The organism is Pseudomonas sp. GM50 (assembly GCF_000282375.1).
Lineage (GTDB): Bacteria > Pseudomonadota > Gammaproteobacteria > Pseudomonadales > Pseudomonadaceae > Aquipseudomonas.
The window spans coordinates 1-24,627 of sequence record NZ_AKJK01000086.1 but is presented as its reverse complement, the minus strand read 5'-3'; the positions used below and the strand labels follow the sequence as shown (position 1 = coordinate 24,627).

General features: G+C 58.4%; 28 protein-coding genes. 23 read left to right on the top strand and 5 right to left on the bottom strand.

Annotation, left to right across the window (positions count from 1 at the left end):
• The first annotated feature begins 60 nt into the window (after positions 1-60).
• The 4 genes from PMI30_RS08805 to PMI30_RS08820 are packed head-to-tail and all read left to right on the top strand — an operon-like array spanning position 61 to position 2,458.
• On the top strand, positions 61-723 hold the full coding sequence (locus PMI30_RS08805) for a hypothetical protein (RefSeq protein ID WP_008012060.1): 663 nt from the start codon (positions 61-63) through the stop codon (positions 721-723).
• Complete coding sequence (locus PMI30_RS08810; protein ID WP_008012058.1) at positions 720-1,214, top strand: PAAR domain-containing protein; 495 nt, start codon at positions 720-722, stop codon at positions 1,212-1,214. The genes PMI30_RS08805 and PMI30_RS08810 overlap by 4 nt, the downstream gene beginning before the upstream one ends.
• A 6-nt stretch (positions 1,215-1,220) precedes the next feature.
• Positions 1,221-1,958, top strand: coding sequence for a hypothetical protein (locus PMI30_RS08815; RefSeq protein WP_008012056.1), 738 nt, complete (start codon positions 1,221-1,223; stop codon positions 1,956-1,958).
• 2 nt (positions 1,959-1,960) lie between these two features.
• On the top strand, positions 1,961-2,458 hold the full coding sequence (locus tag PMI30_RS08820) for a hypothetical protein (protein WP_008012054.1): 498 nt from the start codon (positions 1,961-1,963) through the stop codon (positions 2,456-2,458).
• A gap of 42 nt (positions 2,459-2,500) precedes the next feature.
• On the opposite strand, the gene PMI30_RS0129765 is transcribed toward PMI30_RS08820, so the two are convergent.
• The gene (locus PMI30_RS0129765; protein WP_008012053.1) at positions 2,501-2,701 is read right to left on the bottom strand and encodes a hypothetical protein; all 201 of its coding nucleotides are present in this window, start codon (positions 2,699-2,701) and stop codon (positions 2,501-2,503) included.
• A gap of 99 nt (positions 2,702-2,800) precedes the next feature.
• Here PMI30_RS0129765 and PMI30_RS08825 point away from each other — a divergent pair, with 99 nt between their 5' ends.
• From PMI30_RS08825 to PMI30_RS08845, 5 genes are all read left to right on the top strand, one after another.
• Positions 2,801-3,793, top strand: a complete 993-nt coding sequence (locus PMI30_RS08825; RefSeq protein ID WP_008012051.1) for a 2-dehydro-3-deoxygalactonokinase — start codon at positions 2,801-2,803, stop codon at positions 3,791-3,793.
• Between the two features lie 19 nt (positions 3,794-3,812).
• Positions 3,813-4,433 (top strand): 2-dehydro-3-deoxy-6-phosphogalactonate aldolase, encoded by a 621-nt coding sequence (locus PMI30_RS08830; protein WP_008012048.1) that lies wholly within the window; start codon positions 3,813-3,815, stop codon positions 4,431-4,433.
• A 46-nt stretch (positions 4,434-4,479) separates the two neighbouring features.
• Positions 4,480-5,628, top strand: a complete 1,149-nt coding sequence (gene dgoD / locus PMI30_RS08835) for a galactonate dehydratase (protein WP_007903915.1) — start codon at positions 4,480-4,482, stop codon at positions 5,626-5,628.
• A gap of 197 nt (positions 5,629-5,825) precedes the next feature.
• Positions 5,826-7,136 (top strand): MFS transporter, encoded by a 1,311-nt coding sequence (locus tag PMI30_RS08840; protein ID WP_008012046.1) that lies wholly within the window; start codon positions 5,826-5,828, stop codon positions 7,134-7,136.
• A gap of 60 nt (positions 7,137-7,196) precedes the next feature.
• Entirely contained in the window at positions 7,197-8,000 is an 804-nt protein-coding gene (locus PMI30_RS08845) for an IclR family transcriptional regulator (RefSeq protein WP_008012044.1), read from the top strand.
• Here PMI30_RS08845 and PMI30_RS08850 read toward each other — a convergent pair.
• Positions 7,997-9,049, bottom strand: a complete 1,053-nt coding sequence (locus tag PMI30_RS08850; RefSeq protein WP_008012042.1) for an NAD(P)-dependent alcohol dehydrogenase — start codon at positions 9,047-9,049, stop codon at positions 7,997-7,999. The two genes, PMI30_RS08845 and PMI30_RS08850, sit on opposite strands and share 4 nt — an antisense overlap.
• 190 nt (positions 9,050-9,239) lie before the next feature.
• Between PMI30_RS08850 and PMI30_RS08855 the strand changes: the two genes are divergently transcribed.
• Positions 9,240-10,130, top strand: a complete 891-nt coding sequence (locus PMI30_RS08855; RefSeq protein ID WP_007903910.1) for an AraC family transcriptional regulator — start codon at positions 9,240-9,242, stop codon at positions 10,128-10,130.
• A 183-nt stretch (positions 10,131-10,313) separates the two neighbouring features.
• Here the strand turns inward: PMI30_RS08855 and PMI30_RS08860 are convergent, their stop codons facing one another.
• A complete protein-coding gene (locus tag PMI30_RS08860) occupies positions 10,314-11,978 on the bottom strand; it encodes an electron transfer flavoprotein-ubiquinone oxidoreductase (protein ID WP_008012040.1) in 1,665 nt (554 codons plus the stop codon).
• A gap of 547 nt (positions 11,979-12,525) precedes the next feature.
• Here PMI30_RS08860 and PMI30_RS08865 point away from each other — a divergent pair.
• The 10 genes from PMI30_RS08865 to PMI30_RS08910 all read left to right on the top strand — a co-directional run bounded on the left by PMI30_RS08865 (position 12,526) and on the right by PMI30_RS08910 (position 22,228).
• Positions 12,526-13,275 (top strand): electron transfer flavoprotein subunit beta/FixA family protein, encoded by a 750-nt coding sequence (locus tag PMI30_RS08865; RefSeq protein ID WP_007903904.1) that lies wholly within the window; start codon positions 12,526-12,528, stop codon positions 13,273-13,275.
• A complete protein-coding gene (locus PMI30_RS08870; protein WP_008012037.1) occupies positions 13,276-14,205 on the top strand; it encodes an electron transfer flavoprotein subunit alpha/FixB family protein in 930 nt (309 codons plus the stop codon).
• Between the two features lie 106 nt (positions 14,206-14,311).
• A complete protein-coding gene (locus tag PMI30_RS08875; protein ID WP_008012035.1) occupies positions 14,312-15,148 on the top strand; it encodes a substrate-binding periplasmic protein in 837 nt (278 codons plus the stop codon).
• 9 nt (positions 15,149-15,157) lie between these two features.
• Positions 15,158-15,514, top strand: a complete 357-nt coding sequence (locus tag PMI30_RS08880; RefSeq protein WP_008012032.1) for a DUF4398 domain-containing protein — start codon at positions 15,158-15,160, stop codon at positions 15,512-15,514.
• A complete protein-coding gene (locus tag PMI30_RS08885; protein ID WP_008012030.1) occupies positions 15,511-16,323 on the top strand; it encodes an OmpA family protein in 813 nt (270 codons plus the stop codon). Before PMI30_RS08880 ends, PMI30_RS08885 begins: the two co-directional genes overlap by 4 nt.
• Before the next feature lie 209 nt (positions 16,324-16,532).
• On the top strand, positions 16,533-17,972 hold the full coding sequence (locus tag PMI30_RS08890) for an aminotransferase-like domain-containing protein (protein WP_008012028.1): 1,440 nt from the start codon (positions 16,533-16,535) through the stop codon (positions 17,970-17,972).
• An 87-nt stretch (positions 17,973-18,059) separates the two neighbouring features.
• Positions 18,060-18,527 (top strand): hypothetical protein, encoded by a 468-nt coding sequence (locus tag PMI30_RS08895; protein WP_008012027.1) that lies wholly within the window; start codon positions 18,060-18,062, stop codon positions 18,525-18,527.
• 158 nt (positions 18,528-18,685) lie between these two features.
• On the top strand, positions 18,686-18,940 hold the full coding sequence (locus tag PMI30_RS08900; protein WP_008012026.1) for a YkgJ family cysteine cluster protein: 255 nt from the start codon (positions 18,686-18,688) through the stop codon (positions 18,938-18,940).
• 41 nt (positions 18,941-18,981) lie between these two features.
• Complete coding sequence (locus PMI30_RS08905) at positions 18,982-19,584, top strand: START domain-containing protein (RefSeq protein ID WP_008012024.1); 603 nt, start codon at positions 18,982-18,984, stop codon at positions 19,582-19,584.
• A 550-nt stretch (positions 19,585-20,134) separates the two neighbouring features.
• The gene (locus PMI30_RS08910) at positions 20,135-22,228 is read left to right on the top strand and encodes an LTA synthase family protein (protein ID WP_008012022.1); all 2,094 of its coding nucleotides are present in this window, start codon (positions 20,135-20,137) and stop codon (positions 22,226-22,228) included.
• Positions 22,229-22,288: 60 nt separating this feature from the next.
• Here PMI30_RS08910 and PMI30_RS30740 read toward each other — a convergent pair whose 3' ends face one another.
• Entirely contained in the window at positions 22,289-22,441 is a 153-nt protein-coding gene (locus PMI30_RS30740) for a DUF3309 family protein (RefSeq protein ID WP_008012020.1), read from the bottom strand.
• A gap of 296 nt (positions 22,442-22,737) precedes the next feature.
• Here PMI30_RS30740 and PMI30_RS08920 point away from each other — a divergent pair, with 296 nt between their 5' ends.
• The 3 genes from PMI30_RS08920 to csrA all read left to right on the top strand — a co-directional run bounded on the left by PMI30_RS08920 (position 22,738) and on the right by csrA (position 24,290).
• On the top strand, positions 22,738-23,553 hold the full coding sequence (locus PMI30_RS08920) for an SDR family oxidoreductase (protein ID WP_008012019.1): 816 nt from the start codon (positions 22,738-22,740) through the stop codon (positions 23,551-23,553).
• 64 nt (positions 23,554-23,617) lie between these two features.
• A complete protein-coding gene (locus PMI30_RS08925; protein ID WP_008012017.1) occupies positions 23,618-23,950 on the top strand; it encodes a YnfA family protein in 333 nt (110 codons plus the stop codon).
• Positions 23,951-24,104: 154 nt separating this feature from the next.
• Positions 24,105-24,290 (top strand): carbon storage regulator CsrA, encoded by a 186-nt coding sequence (gene csrA, locus PMI30_RS08930; RefSeq protein WP_008012015.1) that lies wholly within the window; start codon positions 24,105-24,107, stop codon positions 24,288-24,290.
• Positions 24,291-24,295: 5 nt separating this feature from the next.
• Here the strand turns inward: csrA and PMI30_RS08935 are convergent, their stop codons facing one another.
• Positions 24,296-24,523 carry a YheU family protein gene (locus PMI30_RS08935; RefSeq protein WP_003199186.1) on the bottom strand — a complete coding sequence of 76 codons (228 nt, stop codon included), beginning with the start codon at positions 24,521-24,523 and terminating at the stop codon, positions 24,296-24,298.
• Positions 24,524-24,627: the final 104 nt, after the last annotated feature.

Below are 24,627 nucleotides of genomic sequence, written 5' to 3'. Positions count from 1 at the left end.
GCCTTTGGCACTCTTTCTCCACGCCCGTGGAGCCTTCGCCGCGTCAATGAGTGACCGGCGATGAGCGGACTTCGGGCGACTCTGCGTTTGTATGGCCTGGTGAAAAACCTCGGCTCCACGGACGACCTCCATCGCCAGCCGGTGGACATCCTTTGCACCCTCAACCGCACGGGCGGTAAGGCGATCCGGGCGTTCGTCTCGCGTCTGGACGCCGAGTTGATGACGCGCAGTCGTGGTTTTGAGGAGTACCGCGTCGTACCGCTTCGAACGTTCGATCCAAACCCGTTTATCCAGGAACATCAGGGCTGGCTGACGCTGCACGTCTGCTGTGGCTTCGTTGCCCAGGCGGATCAATCGTTATTGAACGACGGCACGTTGCTGCCCATGGGTTGGTACGTCTATTCCGACATCGGCCAATGGACCGCAGAGCATTACATCGACTTCGGCCCGCAGATGGCCAGCCTGCTGCAGGCGTCCTATGACCGGATCGGGCTGCGGAACTACAACGCCGTGCTCAACGACCTCGACAGCGTCTCGGGTGCGGCTCTGGAATGGCAAGTCGCCGAGGCCTGGCAAACCCTTCACAACGTTTCATCCTCCGACAGCCATGACGATTGCCACGCGCTGTTCGACCCGGTCGATAACCGCTGGCGCTTTGCCGCGACCGACATCGATATCCATCAGCCTCACCCTGAATCTCAGAAGCAAGGAGCTTTGACTTGAGTGGAAAACCCGCTGCGCGCGTCACCGACCCGACCGCATGCCCGTTGCCGGGCCATGGCACCAACCCGATCGCATCCGGCTCCCCGGACGTGTTCTTCGATGGCCTTGCCGCCGCTCGCATGACCGACAAATCCGCCTGCGGCAGCCCGATCACTGGCGCCATCTCCGGCACGGTATTCATCAACGGCCTCAACGCTGCAACGCTCGACAGTACGGGCGGGCATGGCAACGTGGTGGTTGGCGGCTCTGGCACGGTAATTATTGGCCAGAGTGGCGGAGGGGCGGCGTTTAGTGGGTTGCTGCCAATGCCGGTACATTTCACGGACAGGTTGCAAGTGGTCAATGAGGCAACTGGAGAGCCCGTTCCCTATCACCCCTACACCATTCAGCGTGGTGACGGCAGCGAAGAGCATGGCATCACGGATGCGTCCGGGTTTACCCATACCGTCAGTTCGCATTTGGCTGAAACTATTAAATTGTTTGTGGAGTGATTGGAGATGACAGGCGAAAGTACGGCAGCGAAGGAAGAATTGCCGAAAAGACAGGTTTGTGATCATCCACTTACAGACCCGAAAGACACGTCAGTGAAGCAGGTTGCCATTGCGGTAAAGAAAATATTTATCTTTTTTATTGGTGGGGCTGGGGATCAGGAAAGTTACTACTTGAGTGGCCCAAACTGGAACGTCAGTTATGTTCGCGACGACGTATTAGCGGATGCAGATGCTCTGAGCTATCTCTGTAGGTGCCCTGTACGGGCAATGGCCTACAACAAATTTATAACTGATGAAGATTTGGCAAAAAATGTTCTGAGCGAAATTCCTGATACCTCCACAGCGGTTTATATTGTCGGACACAGCTTGGGTGGCTGGAACGGTGCGCATCTCTCCAGTGTGTTGACGGATAAAGGTTACAAAATAAGGATGTTGATTACTCTGGACCCAGTGGGCGAAGGGAAAATTGTCTATGGCATCTCCAATATTTACAGGCTGACTCCTAAACCCAAAGCAGAATTCTGGATCAATGTCCGAGCTGCAAAAATAAAAGACCGGAACGTGTCTGACTTTGTTGCGGATTTTGGTGAGCAATGGGAGATTTCGTCGGGTCCGAATGTAAGTGGCAGGGTAGATGTCAATCATGCCGATGCGAACATTATGTTCGCGAAGCCGTTAGACGGTGGGAAGTCTGCTCGCCAGTTGTTGGCGGAGTCCATACTCAGCTACTTTAAAGAGAAATAGCTATGCGCAGTTTTGTTTTTTGTCTTCTTGTGGTGTTGTGCGCTTCGTGCTCTTCAAATCACGGAAGACCCATCGCGACGCTTTATTACAAGAAGGTGGAAATTGCACCGAGTGGTAACACCTATCTGATAAGTTTTACCAGTGATGTCGAGCTATTGGGGTTATTCAAGTCCAAGATCGGTGAGGGGTTGGTATGTGCGCTAGAAGATGATCTTGACTTTTTCGTCGGGCATTACATAAAACGCTCAGGAAGAGGGGCTGTCGAATTTGTGAAAGACTCTTCAGGTGAGCATTATATTTCAACAATCCTCTTTCGCGAGGCTGGAGAGCTGCAAGGGAAGGAGACTATTCTCACCGATCAAGCACTGCGTGAGATTCTCGATAAGCGAGAGTTCATGGCTTGCACGTTCAGAGTTCATACCACTAGCTATAAAACATACTTCTCAAATGTTATGCGCGTGCCGACAGCAGATCTGTTGAGGGCGGCTACTCAAGAGTAATAGCGAACGGTGAGGCTTCTTGTCAGAAAGCAAGCAGCCTTATTACTCACTTGCTTCCCAGTTACCACTGAGCAAACCATCAACTGCCTGCCTCACGGTGATCTTGAAAACCCCGGCCTTACCTTCATCGAAGGCCGTTTTCCAGTACGTATACCCCTGACTGAAATCCGCAATCTCGGCGGTTTCACCCACACGGTGAGTGAGGCTGCGTTGCAGGGCTTTGGCCTGGAAGGGTGTCTGCATATCCCATAATGTGGGAGTGATATTTATATATTGAGATTTATCTGCGTCCAGGTTTATAGTCCTGCTCACTCACTGCCAAAAAACAAAACAGGTGAAGCGATGCTGGCGCAATTGATCGCGCTCGATTGGGGGACAACCTCATTACGTGCTTACAAACTCGGCTTCGGTGGCCAGGTGCTGGAACAGCGCTCGCTGTCGTCCGGGATCATGCAGCTGCCCAGGACGCCGCGAATCATCGCCGGCCAGGAATGTGCCGACGGTTTTGAATTGGCCTTCGATGAGGCGTGTGGTGACTGGCTCGACGCGCAGCCCGATTTGCCGGTGATTGCTTGCGGCATGGTCGGCAGTGCTCAGGGCTGGCGCGAAGCGGCCTACTGCGACACGCCGGCGAACGTCGCCCATCTCGGAACTTCCCTACAAACAGTTCGCAGTCTTCGCGGTGTCGATGTGCACATCGTGCCGGGCGTGATTCAGCGTTCGCGCTTGCCGAACGTGATGCGCGGCGAGGAAACCCAGGTCCTCGGCGTGTTGCAGAATCTGCCGGGCGGGGCGGGCAACGATCTGTTGATCGGCTTGCCGGGCAGTCATTCGAAATGGGTGGAAGTGGCCGACGGCTGCATCGTGCATTTCGATACTTTCATGACGGGCGAAGTCTTCGCCGTCCTCAGCGAACACAGCATTCTGGGGCGCACTCAGCAGCGCGGCGGGTCTTTCGATGGCGAAGCGTTTGATCGCGGCGTACGGGTGGCTCTGTCGGCGGACGGCGAGATCGGACCGCTGTCGACGTTGTTCAGTGCTCGCAGTCTGGGGCTGACCGGTGAACTGAGCGCCGTCGCGCAGCCGGACTATCTGTCGGGCTTGCTGATTGGTCATGAACTGGCGGCGCTGGCCAACGTTCAGCGGCGCCGGCGTAACAGCGTGCACCTGCCTTCGATCATCCTCATCGGCAACACCCAACTCTGCGCCCGCTACAACCGGGCACTCGACGCTTGCGGCTTTGCCCGGGTGACTCTGGCCGAGCAGGCCACCGAACGCGGGTTGTGGCAGTTGGCGGTCGCCGCCGGACTGATCACGACACCCCCATCCCGTTAAACCTGACTGGAGGTCTGACATGCTCAAGCAAGCATTGGCACAAAACGGACTGATCGCGATCCTGCGTGGCCTGCGTCCGCAAGAAGCGGCAGCCGTCGGCGAAGTCCTGTACACGGCCGGATTTCGCGTCATCGAAGTGCCGCTTAATTCCCCCGAACCGTACGAAAGTATCCGCATCCTGCGCAGTACCTTACCCGCCGATTGCCTGATCGGTGCGGGCACGGTGTTGACGCCGGAACAGGTCGAGCACGTGAAAGCGGCGGGCGGCCAAGTGATCGTCATGCCCCACAGCGATGCCAAGGTGTTGCGCGCGGCGAAAGCGGCGGGGCTGTTCCTGTCGCCGGGCGTGGCGACGCCGACCGAAGCCTTTGCTGCATTGGCCGAAGGGGCGGATGTGCTGAAGATGTTCCCGGCCGAACAGATGGGCCCCGCCGTCGTGAAAGCCTGGCTGGCGGTGTTGCCGGCAGGGACGGTGCTGGTGCCGGTGGGCGGGATTACGCCGGACAACATGCAGGTGTTTGTCGAGGCCGGCGTCAAAGGTTTCGGCCTCGGTTCCGGGTTGTTCAAACCGGGCATGACACCTGAGCAAGTGGCAGTAAACGCCAAGGCGTATGTCGCTGCATGGAATGCATTGCGTTAAGACTTTTTGGCGCTGTGAGCGCTGCATCTAATAAGAGAGGCAATAGATGAAAATCACCAAACTCACTACCTTCATCGTTCCGCCGCGCTGGTGCTTCCTCAAGGTCGAAACCGACGAGGGCGTGACCGGTTGGGGCGAGCCGGTGGTCGAAGGCCGTGCGCACACCGTCGCCGCTGCGGTTGAGGAATTGTCCGACTACCTGATCGGCAAAGACCCACGCAACATCGAAGACATCTGGACCGTGCTTTACCGCGGCGGCTTCTACCGTGGCGGCGCGATCCACATGAGCGCCCTGGCCGGCATCGACCAGGCGTTGTGGGACATCAAGGGCAAGGCTCTGGGGGTGTCGGTCAGCGATCTGTTGGGTGGTCAGGTGCGCGACAAAATTCGCGTTTATTCGTGGATCGGTGGTGATCGTCCAGCGGACACTGCACGTGCCGCGAAAGAAGCGGTCAGCCGTGGTTTCACGGCGGTGAAAATGAACGGCACCGAAGAACTGCAATTTCTCGATTCCTTCGAAAAGGTCGACCTGGCCTTGGCCAACGTCGCCGCCGTACGCGATGCGGTCGGCCCGAATGTCGGCATCGGCGTGGACTTCCATGGTCGGGTGCACAAGCCCATGGCCAAGGTGCTGATGAAGGAACTCGACCCGTACAAACTGATGTTCATCGAAGAGCCGGTGCTCAGCGAAAACTACGAAGCGCTGAAAGAACTGGCACCGCTGACCAGCACCCCGATTGCCCTCGGCGAGCGGTTGTTCTCGCGTTGGGACTTCAAGCGTGTACTCAGCGAAGGCTACGTCGACATCATCCAGCCCGATGCCTCCCACGCAGGTGGCATCACCGAAACCCGCAAGATCGCCAACATGGCCGAAGCCTACGACGTGGCACTGGCGCTGCATTGCCCGTTGGGGCCGATTGCCTTGGCGGCGTGCCTGCAACTGGACGCGGTTTGCTACAACGCGTTCATCCAGGAACAGAGCCTGGGCATTCATTACAACGAGAGCAATGACCTGCTCGATTATGTGAAAGATCCACGGGTATTCGACTACGACAAAGGCTTCGTGAAGATCCCCAACGGCCCGGGCCTGGGCATCGAGATCAACGAGGAATACGTGATCGAACGCGCCGCTGTCGGCCACCGCTGGCGCAACCCGATCTGGCGCCATGCTGACGGCAGCTTTGCCGAGTGGTGAGTTCTCCCTGACCCACCGCAAATCCCTGTGGGAGCCAGCCTGCTGGCGATTTGGTCGGCACTCCCAGCATTCTTGGTGACTGACACAACGCTATCGCCAGCAGGCTGGCTCCCACAGTTTGATCTCCATGGACAGGGAGATTTGCGGCAAACCCGATTTCACATCGACCTCAATAAACATAAGAAGAGGCACCTCTCATGCAACCGCAAACCCTCACCGGGCAGGCGTCGTTGGTGACGCCGAGCCGCAAGCGGTTTTTCATCATGGTCCTGTTGTTCATCACCGTGGTGATCAACTACCTGGACCGCAGCAACCTGTCGATTGCCGCCCCGGCGCTGACCAGCGACCTGGGCATCGATCCGATCCATGTCGGCTTGATCTTTTCCGCGTTCGGCTGGACTTACGCCGCCATGCAGATCCCCGGCGGCTGGCTGGTGGACCGGGTGCCGCCGCGCATCCTGTATAGCGTCGCATTGTTGCTGTGGTCGCTGGCCACGGTGATGCTCGGCTTCGCTGCCAGCTTCATCGCGCTGTTCGTGCTGCGCATGGCCGTCGGTGCCCTGGAAGCACCGGCGTATCCGATCAACAGCCGTGTGGTGACGACCTGGTTTCCTGAGCGCGAACGCGCCACGGCCATTGGTTTCTACACCTCCGGGCAGTTCGTCGGGCTGGCGTTTCTCACGCCGGTACTCGCGTGGTTGCAACACCGATATGGCTGGCACATGGTGTTTGTCAGCACCGGTGCGGTGGGCATCATTTGGGCGGTGATCTGGTACGCAGTGTATCGCGAGCCCCGGGATTTCAAGGGCGCCAACGACGCTGAAATCGAACTGATCCGCGAGGGTGGCGGGCTGGTGGATATCCAGGCCGAGGCCGCCAAGGCCAAGACGAAATTCAGCTGGATCGACCTTGGGATTGTCCTGAGCAAACGCAAGTTGTGGGGCATCTACCTGGGCCAGTTTTGCCTCAATTCGACCTTGTGGTTTTTTCTGACGTGGTTCCCCACCTATCTGGTGAAATATCGCGGCATGGACTTCATCAAGTCTGGCTTGCTGGCGTCGCTACCGTTTCTGGCGGCCTTCGTCGGTGTGCTGTGTTCGGGGTTCTTCTCGGACTTTTTGATCCGTCGCGGCTACACGGTGGGTTTCGCCCGCAAGTTGCCGATCATTGGCGGCCTGCTGATTTCCACCTCGATCATCGGCGCCAATTTCGTTGAATCGACGCCGCTGGTGATTGCCTTCCTCGCGTTGGCCTTTTTCGGCAACGGTCTGGCCTCGATCACCTGGTCGCTGGTGTCGACCCTGGCCCCGGCACGCTTGCTTGGATTGACCGGTGGCGTGTTCAATTTCATCGGCAACCTGGCGGCGATTACCACGCCGATCGTCATCGGTTTTCTCGCCTCCGGTGATTCGTTTGCCCCGGCGATTACCTATATCTCGGTTCTGGCGTTGTTGGGTGCGCTTTCCTACGTGTTGCTGGTGGGCAAGGTCGAGCGTATCAAGTTGTAGTCGCGGCCATCGGGCGACCATAATGCCGCCCGTTCACTCGCTCAACGGTAAAGGCTGGATATGCAGGAAGACGCCCCAAAAATCGCCAAGGACGCCGCGCCGACCGGCACCCAGACACTGCTTCGTGGTTTGGGTGTGGTTCAGGCCGTGGCCAGCGGCGCCCGCGATCTCAAGGAAATCGCCCGGCTGATCGGCACGACGCGCAGCACCACCCATCGTCTGGCCAGTTGCCTGGTGGACGAACGTTATTTGCGGGTGGTGCCGCAAGTCGGTTATCTGCTGGGGCCGAAACTGATCGAGCTGGGTTTCCAGGCACGTGAAGAGCTGCCGCTGGTGACGCTGGCCGGGCCGTATCTGGATGAGTTGTCGGCGTTGACCGGCGACACCATTCACCTGGCGATTCGTGAAGGCGACGAGGTGCTGTACCTGCACAAGAATCCGGGGCGCAACGGTCCGGAGATGCGTTCGCGGGTCGGTCATCGCATGCCATTGGCGCGTACCGGGATCGGTAAGGCGCTGATGCTCGATGACACACAGGAAGAATGGCAACGGCTGTACGAAATCAGCTTGCCGGTGGGTGGGAAAAATCAGTTTTGGCCGCAGCACCCGGAGCAATCCTGGGAGCAGTTTCAGCAGCGCATGATCGAGTACGTGGCCGGCGGTTACGCTTTCGACCTGGAAGACAACGAACCGTCGATTCGCTGCGTGGCGGCGCCGATCCGCGATGCCAGCAAGCGCATCGTCGCCGGCATCAGCATCGCCAGCACCGTGCCGTACATGCCTCTGGAAAAAATGGCCGAGCTGATTCCCCTGATCAAAGGGGTCACGGCCCGGCTGTCGGCGGAGCTTGGCTTGAAGGTTTAAACCTTCAGCGTCGCCATGTCGATCACGAAGCGGTACTTCACGTCACCGGCAATCATGCGGGTGTAAGCCTCGTTGATCTGGCGGATGTCGAGCATTTCGATGTCACAGGTGATGCCGTGCTCGGCGCAGAAATCCAGTACTTCCTGGGTTTCTGCGATGCCGCCGATCAGCGAGCCGGCCAACACGCGACGACCCAATACCAGTTTGGCAGCGTGCACCGGTGGATCGATCGGTTCGATCAAGCCCACCAGAATGTGCACGCCGTCGAAACGCAGCGTATCGAGGTAGGGATTGAGGTCGTGCTGCACCGGAATGGTGTCCAGCAGGAAGTCGAAATGTCCTGCGGCGGCTTTCATCTGTTCTGCGTCGGTGGACACGATCACGTGGTCCGCGCCCTGACGACGGCCTTCTTCAGCCTTGCTCGCCGAACGGGTGAACAACGTCACTTCAGCGCCCATCGCCTTGGCGAACTTGATGCCCATGTGGCCGAGGCCACCCATACCAAGAATCCCGACCTTGTCGCCGGCCTTGACGCCGTAGTGCTTGAGCGGCGAGTAGGTGGTAATGCCGGCGCACAGAATCGGCGCGGCGCTGGCCGGGTCGAGTTTCTCCGGAATACGCACGACAAAGTGCTCGCTGACCACGATGCTGTCGGAGTAACCGCCCATGGTGTTGCTGCCATCGACCCGGTCCGGGGTGGCGTAGGTCATTGTCGGACCTTCCAGGCAGTATTGCTCCAGATCCGCCTGGCAGGCTTCGCAGTGGCGGCACGAGTCGACCATGCAGCCGACGCCGACCAGGTCGCCGACCTTGTGTTTAGTAACGTTCGCACCGATGGCGGTCACTTTGCCTGCGATTTCGTGGCCGGGCATCAGTGGGTAAACAGCAATGCCCCACTCGTTGCGCGCCTGATGGATGTCGGAATGGCAGACGCCGCAGTAGAGAATGTCGATCGCAACGTCGTCGGCACGTGGGCTGCGGCGTTCGAATTTCATCGGGGCGAGGGGAGTGGTGGCTGATTGAGCGGCGTATCCGATGGCGGTGTACATGGTGAACCTCGCAAAAGCAGTGACAGGTGAGGCGAGCCATTCTGGGCGCCGCACGGGTGACCGGCCATGGCGATTCCTCCGGGTGTCATGCCTAATCCTCCGGCATGCACCGTTGATTGGTCGCATTGGCGTTCAGACCTGCGATGATGCTTTCATCCCTTTTTTCGCGATTTTTTTTGAAGAGCTCCTCATGTTGTTGACCCGTCATCTCGATGCCAATGCCACGCTGGTTTCGCTGATTCAGCCTTTGACTAATCGCGACGGTTTCGCTTCCACAGCGTTGCCGGGGGTGCAGGTTCTGCGCGCCAGTTGTGATGTCGCCCGTGGCCCGCAAATCTACGAGCCAAGCCTGGTCATCATCGCCCAAGGCAGCAAGTTGGCGTATTTGGGCCCGCGTACGCTTGAGTACGGGGCCGGGCATTATTTGATTCAGGCGTTGCCGGTGCCCTTCGAATGCGAGACGTTTTCGGCGCCGGATGGCCCGATGCTGGGCGTTTCCATCGCCATTGACCGGGTGATGCTCGGTGAATTGGTATTGGCCATGGGGCTGTCGCCGGGGCGCACTGTTCCCGCGCAGACGCCCGAGTCCATGACCTCGGCGGTGCTCGACGATGCCATGCGCGGTTGTGTGGAACGCTTGTTGCGCTGCCTGCACGATCCGCTGGAATGCCAGATCATGGGCCCGGCGCGTTTGCGTGAATTGTTGTTCGTGGCGTTGCGGGGGCCGCAAGCCGATGTGTTGCGAGCGTTGGTGGAACAACAGGGGCAGTTCGCCCGGATCGCGGCGTCCCTGAGTCATCTGCATGCGCATTACACCGAGCCGCTGAACGTCGAGACCCTGGCCAGTTGCGCGAACATGAGCGCGTCGACGTTTCATGAGCATTTCAAACGCAGCACCTTGTTGTCGCCGGTGCAGTATTTGAAGCGTTTGCGCTTGCTCAGGGCCCAGCAGTTGTTGCTGGGCGAAGGCTTGGGCGTGGCCCAGGTGGCGCATCGGGTGGGGTATCAGAGCACGTCGCAGTTCAGCCGTGAGTACAAGCGTTACTTCGAACGTAATCCCGGGGATGAGCGAGCTGCTTGATGTCTGGCACCGCTTCGCGGTGTTCGCGGGCAAGCCTCGCTCCTACAGGGTTTTGTGGACGACACATCACCGTAGGAGCGAGGCTTGCCCGCGAAGGCGTCCTTGAAGATTACGCCCGCTGTAACTTTCATCGGGCAACAAAAAGGCCCCCATGTCGGGAGCCTTGATGTTCAGCGATTCGACTTACATGTTCGGGTAAGTCGGGCCGCCAGAGCCTTCCGGTGCCACCCAGGTAATGTTCTGCGCAGGGTCCTTGATGTCGCAGGTCTTGCAGTGAACGCAGTTCTGGGCGTTGATCTGGAAGCGCTTCTCGCCGTCTTCTTGGGTGACGACTTCGTACACGCCGGCCGGGCAGTAACGCTGGGCAGGTTCATCGTACATCGGCAGGTTCTTGGCGATTGGAATGCTCGGATCGGTCAGCTTCAAGTGGCAAGGCTGCTCTTCTTCGTGGTTGGTCCCCGAGATGAACACCGAGCTGAGTTTGTCGAAGCTGATCTTGCCGTCCGGTTTCGGGTAGTCGATCTTCTTGCAATCGGCCGCCAGTTTCAGGCACGCGTAATCCGGCTTGGTGTCGTGCAGGGTGAACGGCAGTTTGCCGCCGAAGATGTTCTGATCAAGCCAGTTGAAACCGCCGCCGACGATGGCGCCGAACTTGTGGATCGCCGGGCCGAAGTTGCGGCTGGCGAACAGTTCGTCATAGAGCCAGCTCTTCTTGAAGGCGTCGACATAAGGGGTCAGCTCTTCGGTGCCGTCTTTGTCAGCGAACAGTGCGTCAGCTACCGATTCAGCGGCAAGCATGCCGGACTTCATCGCGGTGTGGCTGCCTTTGATCTTGGCGAAGTTCAGCGTGCCGAGGTCGCAACCGATCAGCGCGCCGCCCTTGAAGACCATTTTCGGCAGCGAGTTCAGGCCACCTTTGGAGATCGCACGCGCGCCGTAGCTGATGCGCTTGCCGCCTTCCAGGTATTGCTTGAGCACCGGGTGATGCTTGAGGCGCTGGAACTCGTCGAACGGCGACAGAAAGGTGTTGCTGTAGGAAAGATCGACAATCAGACCAACGACCACCTGGTTGTTTTCCAGGTGATAGAGGAACGAGCCACCGGTGTTCTCGGTGCCCATGATGTCCAGCGGCCAGCCGGCGGTGTGGACCACCAGGCCTGGCTGGTGCTTGGCCGGGTCGATTTCCCAGATTTCTTTCAGGCCGATGCCGTAATGCTGGGCGTCGGCCTCGCTGTCGAGGTTGAAACGCTTGATCAGTTGCTTGCCGATATGGCCACGGCAACCTTCGGCGAACAGCGTGTACTTGGCACGCAGTTCCATGCCCGGGGTGTACAGGCCTTCTTTCGGATTGCCTTCGCGGTCAACACCCAGGTCGCCGGTGATGATCCCGCGAACCACGCCGTTCTCGTCGAACAGTGCTTCCTGGGCGGCGAAGCCCGGGTAGATTTCCACGCCCAGGTTCTCGGCCTGTTGAGCCAGCCAACGGCACAGGTTGCCCAGGGAGATGATGTAGTTGCCTTCGTTGTGCATGGTCTTGGGCACAAAGAGGTCAGGAATCTTCTGCGCGCTGTCGGCGTTTTTCAGAACGAAGATGTCATCGCGTGTGACTGGCGTATTCAGCGGCGCGCCGAGTTCTTTCCAGTCCGGGAACAATTCGTTCAGGGCGCGTGGTTCGAACACGGCACCGGACAGGATGTGAGCGCCGACTTCGGAGCCTTTTTCGACCACGCAGACGCTGATTTCCTTACCGGCTTCGGCGGCCTTCTGCTTCAAACGGCAGGCGGCGGACAGGCCAGCGGGGCCGGCACCGACGATGACCACGTCGAATTCCATGTATTCGCGTTCCACAGGCTATCTCCTACTCAAGGCTCAACAGTTTTTTTCTAATTGGAGGTTTGGTGTCGCATCCATGAATTCCCCCACAATGCGGGGGAGAGGACAATCGATGAGCCACCTTTCTCTCTAGGGTGGCGCATTATATCTACACCACTCCTAGCGTCCAATACAAACGTTTGTTTGAATTGGCTCAAACCCAGAGAAATCAAAGTCACGCGGCTTATGAACGGCTATTTTGCCGTATTGACCGGAATAGGCGTTCCGGTCAAGATACGGGCGGTTTTGCGCTCGCCGTAGGCTGACTGTTGGTTTCAAGAGCACCTCTAAAGACAGGGCGATGGCAGTATAAGGTGATGCGCAGTGCAGGTCAGGCGCGCAGTTTACACGCCGCGATAATGAATGACTCGTCGGTCACCACTGACGAACGGTTATCAGCCTCGTGAGCAACGTTCACCCGATACACCTGCCAGCGTTTTTAGAGGTGCCCTTGCGCCGATGAGCATCAACCGCCAGGTTCGCCTAGGCGACTTTCTTTTCACCGGAGAGTAACGAGGAATCCATGAAGGTTCTTGTAGCTGTCAAACGCGTTGTGGATTACAACGTCAAGGTTCGTGTCAAGGCGGACAATTCCGGCGTCGACCTCGCTAACGTCAAGATGTCGATGAACCCGTTCTGCGAAATCGCAGTGGAAGAAGCCGTACGTCTGAAAGAGAAAGGCGTTGCGACTGAAATCGTCGTCGTCTCCATCGGCCCGTCCACCGCTCAAGAGCAACTGCGCACTGCGCTGGCTCTGGGTGCCGACCGCGCCATCCTCGTCGAATCCGCTGAAGATCTGACTTCCCTGGCGGTTGCCAAGTTGTTGAAAGCTGTTGTCGACAAGGAACAGCCTCAGCTGGTGATCCTCGGCAAACAAGCCATCGACAGCGACAACAACCAGACTGGCCAGATGCTCGCTGCATTGAGCGGCTACGGTCAGGGCACATTCGCTTCGAAAGTCGAAGTCAGCGGCGATACTGTTGCCGTGACCCGCGAAATCGACGGCGGCGCGCAGACAGTTTCCCTGAAACTGCCGGCCATCGTCACCACCGACCTGCGTTTGAACGAGCCGCGCTATGCGTCTCTGCCAAACATCATGAAAGCCAAGAAGAAGCCTCTCGAAGTGCTGACTCCGGACGCTTTGGGCGTTTCCACCGCCTCCACCAACAAGACCCTGAAAGTCGAAGCGCCGGCTGCACGCAGCGCGGGTATCAAGGTCAAGTCGGTGGCTGAACTGGTCGAGAAACTGAAAAACGAAGCGAAGGTAATCTAAATGACTATCTTGGTTATTGCTGAACACGACAACAAAGTACTGGCTCCGGCCACGCTGAACACTGTGGCTGCTGCTGCCAAGATCGGCGGTGATATCCACGTTCTGGTTGCAGGTCAGGGCGCTGGCGCCGTGGCTGAAGCTGCTGCGAAAATCGCTGGTGTGGCCAAAGTGCTGGTGGCCGATAACGCCGCCTACGCTCATCAACTGCCGGAAAACGTTGCTCCGCTGGTCGCAGAGTTGGGCAAGGCTTACAGCCACATCCTGGCTGCCGCTACTTCGAACGGCAAAAACATCCTGCCGCGCGTTGCCGCTCAGCTGGACGTTGACCAGATCTCCGAGATCATCTCGGTCGAAAGCGCCGACACCTTCAAGCGCCCGATCTACGCCGGTAACGCCATTGCTACCGTACAGTCCAACGCGGCGGTCAAAGTGATCACCGTGCGTGCCACCGGTTTCGACCCGGTTGCAGCTGAAGGTGGTTCGGCTGCCGTTGAAGCGGTTGCGGCTGCTCACGACGCTGGCACTTCGAGCTTCGTTGGCGAAGAACTGGCCAAGTCCGATCGTCCGGAACTGACCGCTGCCAAAATCGTCGTTTCCGGCGGTCGCGGCATGCAGAACGGCGACAACTTCAAACACCTGTACGCCCTGGCCGACAAGCTGGGCGCTGCCGTCGGTGCTTCCCGCGCCGCGGTCGACGCAGGTTTTGTACCCAACGACATGCAGGTCGGTCAGACCGGCAAGATCGTTGCTCCACAGCTGTACATCGCCGTCGGTATTTCCGGCGCGATCCAGCACCTGGCCGGCATGAAAGACTCCAAGGTGATCGTTGCGATCAACAAGGACGAAGAAGCGCCGATCTTCCAGGTGGCCGATTACGGCCTGGTGGCAGACCTGTTCGAAGCCATCCCCGAGTTCGAGAAGCTGGTCTAATCCGGCGGCTTGACTTATAAAGAGCCCGACCTTTTGGTCGGGCTTTTTTTTGTGCTTCTGTAGGAGCTCCTACGGGCGAAAATAATAGGTTGTAGGGAGTGTCCCCATGGATTTTCGCCGCGTGTGTGGCTGGTCATTACTGCTGGGGCTGACGATGTTGCCGGGGCTGTCCGTAGCCGCAGGCAAATGCGAGCGCCTGGTGGTGACCGGCAGCCCGGACGCGCCGCCGTACCTGTGGCAAGACCCGCAAAACCCCAAGTACCTGATAGGCGCCAGCGCCGACCTGTTGCAGCAAGTGGCGGGGGAGTTGGGCATCAAGGTCGAACTGCTTTATGCCGGCAAGCGCTCCCAGGCCCTGGACGAAGTGCGTAGCGGGCGCATGGACATGCTGGCCGACGCGCCATTGACGATCAGTGAGCTGGAAAATCTGGATTACATCCATCCACCGCTGCTGGAAAACGATTATCTGGTCTGGACCCGCAACGACTCGTTACTGGTCTACAACGAAGCGCAGGACCTTCACGGTCATCCCGGTGCCTTGTCGGAAAAGGCTCGAGTAACCCCCTCATTTGGCACTTTCGCCGAGCAGCAATTGACCCTGGTGCGCACGCCCAATCTGACCCAGGCCTTTCAGAAATTGCTGCTGAACGAGGTGGAATTTGTCCTCGCCGGACGCTACTCGGGCATGGCCATGGTGCAAACGCTGGGGATGGCCGATGACTTGATGGCCCACCCACAACCCATCGACAAACCTGGCCTGTATCTCGCCGTTTCCCATAACTCTGCCTGCAACGATCCTTGGTTGCGCGGACAGCTGGCCAAAAAGATGACAGAATTGCCCGCGTCCGGACTGACAGAAGCTGCACTGCTGCGCAATATCGAGCGTTGGAAAGCGCAACTCTCACAACCGCAGCCACAACCTGTCAGTACCCCAAAACAGTAGGGATTCTTAGTGAGTATTCGACCTCTTTTCGCTGCCCTGGCCGTTCTGGCTCTGGCGGGTTGTGCAGCCGATCCGGCGCCGAATGAACAAATACGCCTGACCGAACAGGCACTCGAACAAGCCAAGGCCGTGGGTGCTACCGTCGACGAAGTACCAGAACTGAAGCTGGCTGAAGACAAGTTCAAGCGTGCCAAGGGCAACATGGCCGACCAGTCCTTCAAGAACGCGCGCATGCGGGCCGAGCAGGCCGAGCTGGACGCACGCCTGGCCGAAGCCCGGATTCTGACCCTCAAGAGCGAGGAGCAGTTGAACGTGCTCAATACCCGCATCACTCGCCTGCGCAAGCAACTGGGAGATGCCCAATGAGCCTGAAGACCAAAGCACTCGGCGGCTTGATCCTGGCCGGCTGCGCAAGCCTTTATGGCTGCGCCGGTCAACATAGCGAAGCCGCATTGCAGCAGGCCGGCACTGACTTCCAGAAGGTCAAGGAAGACTCCAACGTGCTGCGCATTGCGCCCAAAGACGTGATTCGTGCCGGCGAGTCCCTGGCCCGCGCCGATCGTCTGTCCAGCTACTGGGGCAGCGGTTCGGACGTTGTGCATTACGCCTACTTGAGCCAGCGCTACAGCGAAATCGCCCGGGAACACACCAATCAAGTGCTCAACGAGGAACGCGCGGCGAAGCTCGAACTCGAGCGTCAGCGCCTGCAATTGGCCCTGCGTGAGTCCAAGTTGCTCAGCGTGCAGCAACAGGGCAAGTGGCTCGAAGAGCAGATCGTGGCGCTGGCGACCACCCAAACCGACCGTGGCCTGGTGATGACCCTGGGCGATGTGCTGTTCGATACCGGTGAAGCAGAGCTGAAAAGCTCGGCAAACCGCGTGGTGCTGAAGATCGTCCAGTTCTTGCAGCTCAATCCCAAACGCGTGGTGCGGATCGAAGGCTATACCGACAGCACTGGCGGTAAACAGGAAAACCTCAAGCTGTCCCGCGACCGTGCGCAATCGGTGGCGGATGTGCTGATGGACCTGGGCATCGACGACAAACGTATCAAAGTCGAAGGCTATGGCGATGAATACCCGGTGGACGTGAATGCTTCCGAGCGCGGGCGTGCGCAGAACCGTCGGGTGGAAATTGTGTTCTCCGACGAAAAAGGCCAGCTCGGCGCCGCCCGCTAAGGGCTGCGTTACTGGAAACCCGGCCTGTCAGCAGTGCCGGGTTTTTTTGTGCCTGCCAATGAGCCAATACTCTTCCTGAAAACAGTACAGTTTTTGCTGACAATGCACTGTACGGTCGACTATTGTGGCAACTGTCCCAGTACACTTCCAAACTGTTCCGGTAATGTTTCACACAAGAATAAAATGCCCGTGAAATCGAGTGCTGCGTCATGACCAATCTCTTGCTCTACCAACGTATTGCTCAGCAACTGGCCGAAGATATCCGCCGCGGTGTTTATCAACCGGGGGAGCGCGTGCCTTCGGTGCGCAAGATGAGCTCGCAGCTCAACGTCAGCCATGCAACGGTGTTGCAGGCCTACGCCAACCTTGAGGATCAGGGGCTGATCCGTGCCCGGCCGCAATCCGGTTACTACGTGCACCAGACGCCAGCGCTCACGGCGCCAACCCCGGACATCGCACGGGTCGAGCGACCTGGCCTCGTCACCCGCAGCAGCATCATTCAGCAAGTCCTGGTCGAATCCCGTCGCGAAGGCGTCTTCCCGTTGGGCGCGGCTGTACCGAGCGTCGATTATCTGCCGGTGCGGGCGCTGCATCAGCAACTGGCTAAAGTCACCCGTTTCCATAGTCCGCGGGCGTTCAGCTACATGTTCAGCCCCGGTTTCGAGCCGTTGCGTCGGCAAGTGGCGATCCGCATGCGCGATGCCGGCGTGGTGGTCGATCCGTCGGAAGTGGTAATCACCCACGGCTGCGTCGATGCGTTGCAGATGTCTCTGCGCGTGTTGACCCAGCCGGGCGATCTGATCGCGGCCGAATCGCCGACCTATTACGGTTTGCTGCAACTGGCCGACCTGCTGGGGCTGAAAGTCATTGAAATTCCCAGCGATCCAGCCACCGGCATGAGCCTCGAAGCCCTGCAGTTGGCGGCCAACCAGTGGTCGATCAAGGCGTTGGTGTTGACCACGCGCCTGAGCAATCCCTTGGGCGGCACCATGCCCGAAGAGCGGCAGAAACAACTGCTGCGCCTGGCCTCGGATTTCGATATCCAGGTGGTCGAAGACGATATTTACGGCGAACTGATGTTCGAGCAGGGTCGCACCAAGTCGCTCAAGGCCTATGACCGGCTGGATCGGGTGATCTATTGCTCCAGTTTCTCCAAAACCCTGTCGCCCGGTGTGCGCATCGGCTGGATGATCGCCGGCAAGTACCAGCAGGAAATCCAGCGCTTGCAGACCTTCAGCACCCATTCGGCCTGCAGCGTCACGCAAATGGGCATCGCGGCCTATCTGGAGAATGGTGGCTACGACCGGCATTTGCGCTACATCCGTCAGGAGTACCGCAAGAACCTCAGCGCTTTTCAGCTGGCGGTCCAGCAGTACTTCCCGGAAGGCACGCAGATGACGCGGCCCACCGGCGGCTTCATTCTGTGGGTGAGCCTGCCGGGGCGGGTCAACACGCAGGAACTGCATGTGCGTGCGTTGCAGCAAGGCATCAGCATTGCGCCGGGGCTGATTTTCAGTAATACCGAGCAGTTCAATCACTGCATTCGCCTGAACTGTGGCATCCCCTGGAACCGCGAGGCCGAGCGTGCATTGATGACGTTGGGGTTGCTGGCGACGCAACTTTGTCAGGAGACGGCGAGCGGTTTTTGAGCGGCTGGGCAGTTCTGAACTGCCCGCTTGTCTTGTCGTCTCCAACAGGCGAGCATATAGCCTTCTGCCGTTCACGCCGTTGGGTCCATGAAGCCGATTTTTCCTGCCGCCGGGTTGTTGATCTGCCTGTTATTGACCTGTCACCCGGAAGGCGTCATGGCGGCTTCCGTTCAGGAAAAACCGACAGCCAGCACCACCGAGAAAAAAACGGCAGCGGTCAAAAAGGCCGCACCGGCCAAAAAGAAGGCTGCGGCGGTCAAAAAACGTTCGCCCATTGCTTCCAAGTCGAAACCGGCCAGTGAAGTCGTGAAAACCAAACTCCCTTCCGCAAATCTCGACTTGAGCTTGCCCAAGGACATGGTCGAAGAACTGAAGCCGGTCGGCACGGTACGGTTGCCCCGACGCGATGCGCTATTGCCACAAATGTTCGGTGAAAAGAGCAGCCCGTTCCAGCTCAACGGACGCCTGCTCAGCAACGAAATGCAGCTGCAACTGCGCAATGAAGAGCGTCGGGAAGTTGAAGGCGCGGCGCTGGAGTTCGAGTTCAAGCAGTAAATCCCTCCCATTCGTGACCCGCGGACCAGACGCTTTGTCGGAGACTGGTCAGTCACGTTCGTTTGAGCGAAAAAACCCGGGCTCAGGTAATTTTAAACAGTCGTTTTAGCCGTTACTCTGTGCCACGTCCCTTTACTCGTCGCGAGGAGCTTGTCGTCATGAGATGCCGTGAAGGCTGTGGCGCCTGTTGCATTGCCCCTTCCATCAGTTCGCCGATTCCCGGAATGCCTAATGGCAAAGCCGCCGGAGAACGTTGCGTACAGCTGTCTACCGATAACCTGTGCAGCATTTTCGGCAAGCCGGAACGTCCTGCGGTGTGCTCGGCATTTGAAGCCGATGTCGAGGTCTGCGGAAGCAGCAGCGACGAAGCGATCAAGTTGCTGGGCTGGTGGGAGCAAATGACGGCCGCGTGATGTGTTCAACGAACGGAACTTCAACAATAAGGAATAAGACTATGGGTTCGCTGCATCGTATGGCTGTGCTGTGTGGTTTGACGGTTTTGCTGGCCTCCACGGCCCAGGCCGAAGAATGGAAAACCGCCAAGGAAGAAGAGGGCATCAAGGTGTCCTTGAGTGAAGTGGCCGGTTCCCAATACAAGGCTTACCGTGGCGTGACCGTCATGAAGACCACCATGGCCAAACTGCGTGCATTGCAGGAAGACGTGCCGGGTGCCTGTGCATGGATTCACGAGTGCAAGACTCAGAAGTTGCTCAAACATGAAGGTAACCAGAGCTGGACCTACACCCAGTTCAATACCCCTTGGCCGGTCACTCCTCGCGACTCCGTATTGCAAGTCACCACTGTTGAAGGCGCCGATGGCAGCCTGACCCGCGAGTTGGAAGGGCAGCCCAAGTACATCCCGGAAGAAAAAGGTTTTGTACGGGTGGCCCAAGTCAAAGGTTTCTGGAAACTCGTGCCTAAGGGCGATCAAGTCGAAGTGACTTATCAGGCCCATACCGAACCCGGAGGCAGCGTGCCGTCGTGGTTGGCCAACAAGTTCGTGGTCGACGCGCCGTTCAATACCCTGAAAGCCCTGAAAGAACGCGCCGAGAAGTAACCGCGTATTCTTTTGATATGGCCTGTTGGGCAGCGCCCCGATTTGATCGGGGCGTTTGCTTTTTTACCAAGGGCGGGGCTTTATTTTGTTTCTGGATATGCGTTGAACGAAATTTTCACAAAGCCTCCAAGACAATTCACCCGCGTCCCAATGAGTCAGCCCGCAACTTTGCACCACGTCTCTTGTCCCACAACGCTACAAGCGACAGTCGGGCCTGCGGGTCAGTAATCAATGGTAATGCCGCGGTTGATCGTGCAACATTTGCGCACCGCGCAAGCCCCGGGGCCGAGGATGGCCAACAGAGGGCGAGACAGCTGATGCCGGTCAGTTAAATGCAATCCATGTGGGAGCGGGTTTGTGGCGAGGGGGCTTGCCCCCGTTGGGCCGCGCAGCGGACCCAAAAATTTGCGAGCGCTGCGCACTCGAACGGGGGCAAGCCCCCTCGCCACATAAGCCCGCTCCCACAGGTTCTGCTCGCTTAACTGATCAGCATCAGGCAAGGCGCCGCTGTATTTTTGAAACTTCAACTTCCAATGGGTCCTAAAACGACATGGCAAACCCGGACGCCCTGAGTCAGCAGCGAGCTTCTAGTCGCCTGCTGCAACCGACCGTCAAATCGCATCTGGCCTACACGCTATTGTGCGCCCTGGTCATGATGGTCATGTTCAGCCTGCTGCGCGTGGCGCTGCTGGTCTACAACAGCTCGATGATCCTCGACACACCGGCCTCGACCTTTCTGGAAGCGTTCGCCAACGGCCTGCGTTTCGACTTGCGCCTGGTGGTTTACCTCAGCATTCCGCTGCTGCTGGCCCTGTTCAGTGCCAGGGCCATGGCCGCCCGCGGGTTCTTCCGGTTGTGGCTGACCGTTGTCTCGAGCATCGCGCTGTTCCTCGGCCTGATGGAGATGGACTTTTACCGCGAGTTCCACCAGCGCCTCAACGGTCTGGTCTTCCAGTACGTGAAAGAAGACCCGAAAACCGTGATGAGCATGCTCTGGTACGGTTTTCCGGTGGTTCGTTACCTGTTGGCCTGGGCCGTGGGGACGTTGATTCTGACCCTTGCGTTCAAGGGCGCCGACCGCGCCACGCGTCCTCGCGGGCCGTTCAGCGGTGGCAGCATTAGTACGCGGCAGGTGGCTCCGTGGTATGCGCGCGGCGTGGTGTTCGTGGTCTGCCTGCTGGTCTGCGTGGTCGCGGCTCGCGGTACGTTGCGTCAAGGCCCGCCGCTGCGTTGGGGTGACGTTTACACCACCGACTCCAACTTCGCCAACCAGTTGGGCCTCAACGGCACGCTGTCGCTGATCGCGGCGGCGAAGAGCCGGATGTCCGAAGATCGCGACAACATCTGGAAAGCCACACTGCCGCAGCCTTTGGCCCAGCAGACCGTGCGCGATATGTTGCTGACCCCAAGCGACAAGCTGGTCGATCCCGAGACCGCCGCGGTGCGCCGCAACTCCACCCCCGATGCCAACAAGACACTGCCGATCAAGAACGTGGTGGTGATCCTGATGGAAAGCTTCGCCGGTCACTCGGTGGGCGCTCTGGGTCGTCCGGGTGAAGTCACGCCGTACTTCGACAAACTGTCGAAAGAAGGCCTGTTGTTCGACCGCTTCTTCTCCAATGGCACCCATACCCATCAGGGTATGTTCGCCACCATGGCCTGCTTCCCGAACCTGCCGGGTTTCGAATACCTGATGCAGACGCCTGAAGGCAGCCACAAACTGTCCGGCCTGCCGCAGTTGCTCAGCGCTCGTGACTACGACGATGTGTATGTCTACAACGGCGATTTTGCCTGGGACAATCAGTCAGGCTTCTTCAGCAACCAGGGCATGACCAATTTCATCGGGCGTAATGACTTCGTCAACCCGGTGTTCTCCGATCCGACCTGGGGCGTGTCCGACCAGGACATGTTCAACCGTGGCCTGGAAGAATTGAAGGCACGCGATGGCAAGGACAAGAAGCCGTTCTATGCCTTGCTGCAAACCCTGTCCAACCACACGCCGTACGCCTTGCCGACGCCATTGCCGGTTGCGCGCGTGACCGATCGCGGCAGCCTCAACGAACACTTGACCGCCATGCGCTATTCCGACTGGGCGTTGGGTCAGTTCTTTGAGAAGGCCCGCAAAGAGCCGTACTTCAAGGAAACTCTGTTCGTGGTCGTCGGCGACCACGGTTTTGGTAATGAACAACAGATCACCGAAATGGACCTGGGCCGCTTCAATGTGCCGATGCTGCTGATCGGTCCGGGTGTCCAGGAAAAATTCGGTCAGGTCGACCACACCGTGGGCACCCAGATCGACATCGTGCCGACCATCATGGGCCGCATCGGTGGCGACGTGATTCAACAATGCTGGGGACGCGACTTGCTGAACCTGCCGGAAGGCGACAAGGGTTTTGGTGTGATCAAGCCATCGGGCAGCGATCAGACGGTCGCATTGCTCACCGCGGATCGCGTGTTGGTACTGCCCAAAGAGATGCCGCCGAAGTTGTATCAATACGAACTGGGCGCTAATCCGAAAGGTGAATTAATCCCGGCGTCGGCTGACGAAGCGGCGCTCAAGCAGAAGCTCGAGTCGTTCATCCAGACGGCCACCAAAAGCCTGATCGACAACACCGCCGGTGTGGTTGACGGCAAGCCAGACTAAGAGTTGGCACAATAAAAAAGAGGTCCTTTCAAGGGCCTCTTTTTTTTGCCTGTTAAACCTCTATATCTTGCCGAGCAGCAGCAGGATCAACAGCACCACCAACACCACGCCGATGATACCGGACGGGCCATAACCCCAACTTCTGGAGTGTGGGAAGACCGGCAGACCACCTATCAGCAACAGGATAAGAATAACGATAAGAATTGTGCCCATGTCTGTTTCCTTGTTGGAAGCGTTGTGGATTTGACTTGGCGTTTTAGCCATCAGCTGGACGTTTTTATTAATCCTAGCTGCTTACAAAATCCGACTCATGGATATGAAGAAAAATTCCAGTTTTTTTTAATGTATTTGGAAAGCACGTTTATTTCTTTTACTGCGTCTCAACGTTGAAACAACCGAACCGCGCCATGATTCATCGTCGGCCATTCAGCACTCTGATGGAGCGTGGGTCGCGCATTATCCTTCGCTACACTCGGAGCATCTTCCCCGGAACAACAAGGCTGTTTGCTATGCAAAATCGCATGATGATCACTGGCGCGGGCTCAGGCCTGGGTCGCGAAATCGCGCTGCGTTGGGCGCGTGAAGGCTGGCAACTGGCCTTGTCGGATGTCAGTGAACCCGGCCTGCAAGAAACCCTGAAGCTGGTTCGCGAAGCCGGCGGTGATGGTTTCATTCAGCGTTGTGATGTGCGTGACTACAGCCAACTAACGGCGTTCGCCCAAGCCTGTGAAGAGAAGTTCGGCGGCATTGACGTCATCGTTAACAACGCCGGCGTGGCCTCGGGCGGGTTCTTCAGTGAATTGTCGCTGGAAGACTGGGACTGGCAGATCGCGATCAATCTGATGGGCGTGGTCAAGGGCTGCAAGGCCTTCCTGCCGCTGCTGGAGAAAAGCAAAGGCAAGATCATCAACATCGCCTCGATGGCGGCACTGATGCAAGGTCCGGCCATGAGCAACTACAACGTGGCCAAGGCAGGTGTGGTGGCTTTGTCCGAAAGTCTGTTGATCGAACTGGCTCACGAGGAAGTCAGCGTGCATGTCGTTTGCCCGTCGTTCTTCCAGACCAACTTGCTGGACTCCTTCCGCGGCCCGACCCCGGCCATGAAAGCCCAGGTCGGCAAATTGCTGGAAAGTTCGCCGATCACCGCTGCCGACATTGCCGACTACATCTATCAGCAGGTCGCCGCCGGCGTATTCCTGATTCTGCCTCACGAACAGGGCCGCATGGCCTGGGCGATCAAACAAAAAGACCCGCAAGTGCTCTACAACGAAATGACCGTGATGGCCGACAAAATGCGCGCAAAGGCCAAACAATCCGCAGGCTGAACTTGCCCGTGCGCAAGACCGTCGTTAGGGTGGCCGCAACCGGCCATCCTCACGAGACATCTGCATGCTCAATTACCTGTGGTTTTTCCTCGCCGCGCTGTTCGAAATCGCTGGCTGCTTCGCCTTCTGGATGTGGTTGCGCCAGGGTAGAAGCGCTTGGTGGATCATCCCGGCGTTGCTCAGCCTGATCTTGTTCGCGGTGTTGCTGACCCGGGTCGAAGCGAGCTATGCCGGCCGCGCCTATGCGGCCTACGGTGGCATCTACATCATTGCGTCGATCGGCTGGCTGGCGGTGGTCGAGCGGATTCGTCCGCTGGGCTCGGACTGGATTGGCGTGGCGCTGTGTGTGATCGGGGCGAGCGTCATCCTGTTCGGCCCGCGTTTTTCCGCTTCCTGAAGGATCGGTCCTGCATTCAAACCGGTTTGTCGGATATGTCCTTCAGGGTTAGGCATCCTGTGCCGTAGGGCGAGACTGTTTTGCTGCTGTTGCATTGAAGACCCGCTACGCGCCGGGCATCTTCAAGGGCCGGTAACCCTGAAGGATGAATGCCATGCTTGTACTTAGTCGCGTTGTGGGCGAGTTGATATCCATTGGTGACGACATTTCCGTGCGGGTTCTCGCCGTCAACGGAAGCAGCGTGCGCTTCGGTGTTGAAGCGCCGCAGCAGGTCAACGTACATCGCGCCGAAGTTTATGAGCGCATCCAGATCAAACAGGCCAAAGCCAAAGCCCGTTAAGAACCTCAGTCGAACAGGTGCTTGGGCACGTCGTGCTTGAGCATCAACTGGCATTGCTCGCTTTCCGGATCGAAGACGATCAGCGCCTGGCCCTTGGTCAATGCCTGACGAACACGCAAGACGCGGGTTTCCAGCGGTGTGTCATCGCCGTTGTCCGTGCCGTCGCGGGTCACGAAATCCTCGATCAGACGGGTCAGGGTATCGACTTCAAGTTGGTCGTGGGGGATCAGCATAAGGCACCTCGGCTAAACAATGGCGCGATGCTACGGCGAATGGGCGGTGGCGGCTAGCCTGGGGCTGATGTGGCGCCTGATCTGCCGCCTTCGCGAGCAAGCCC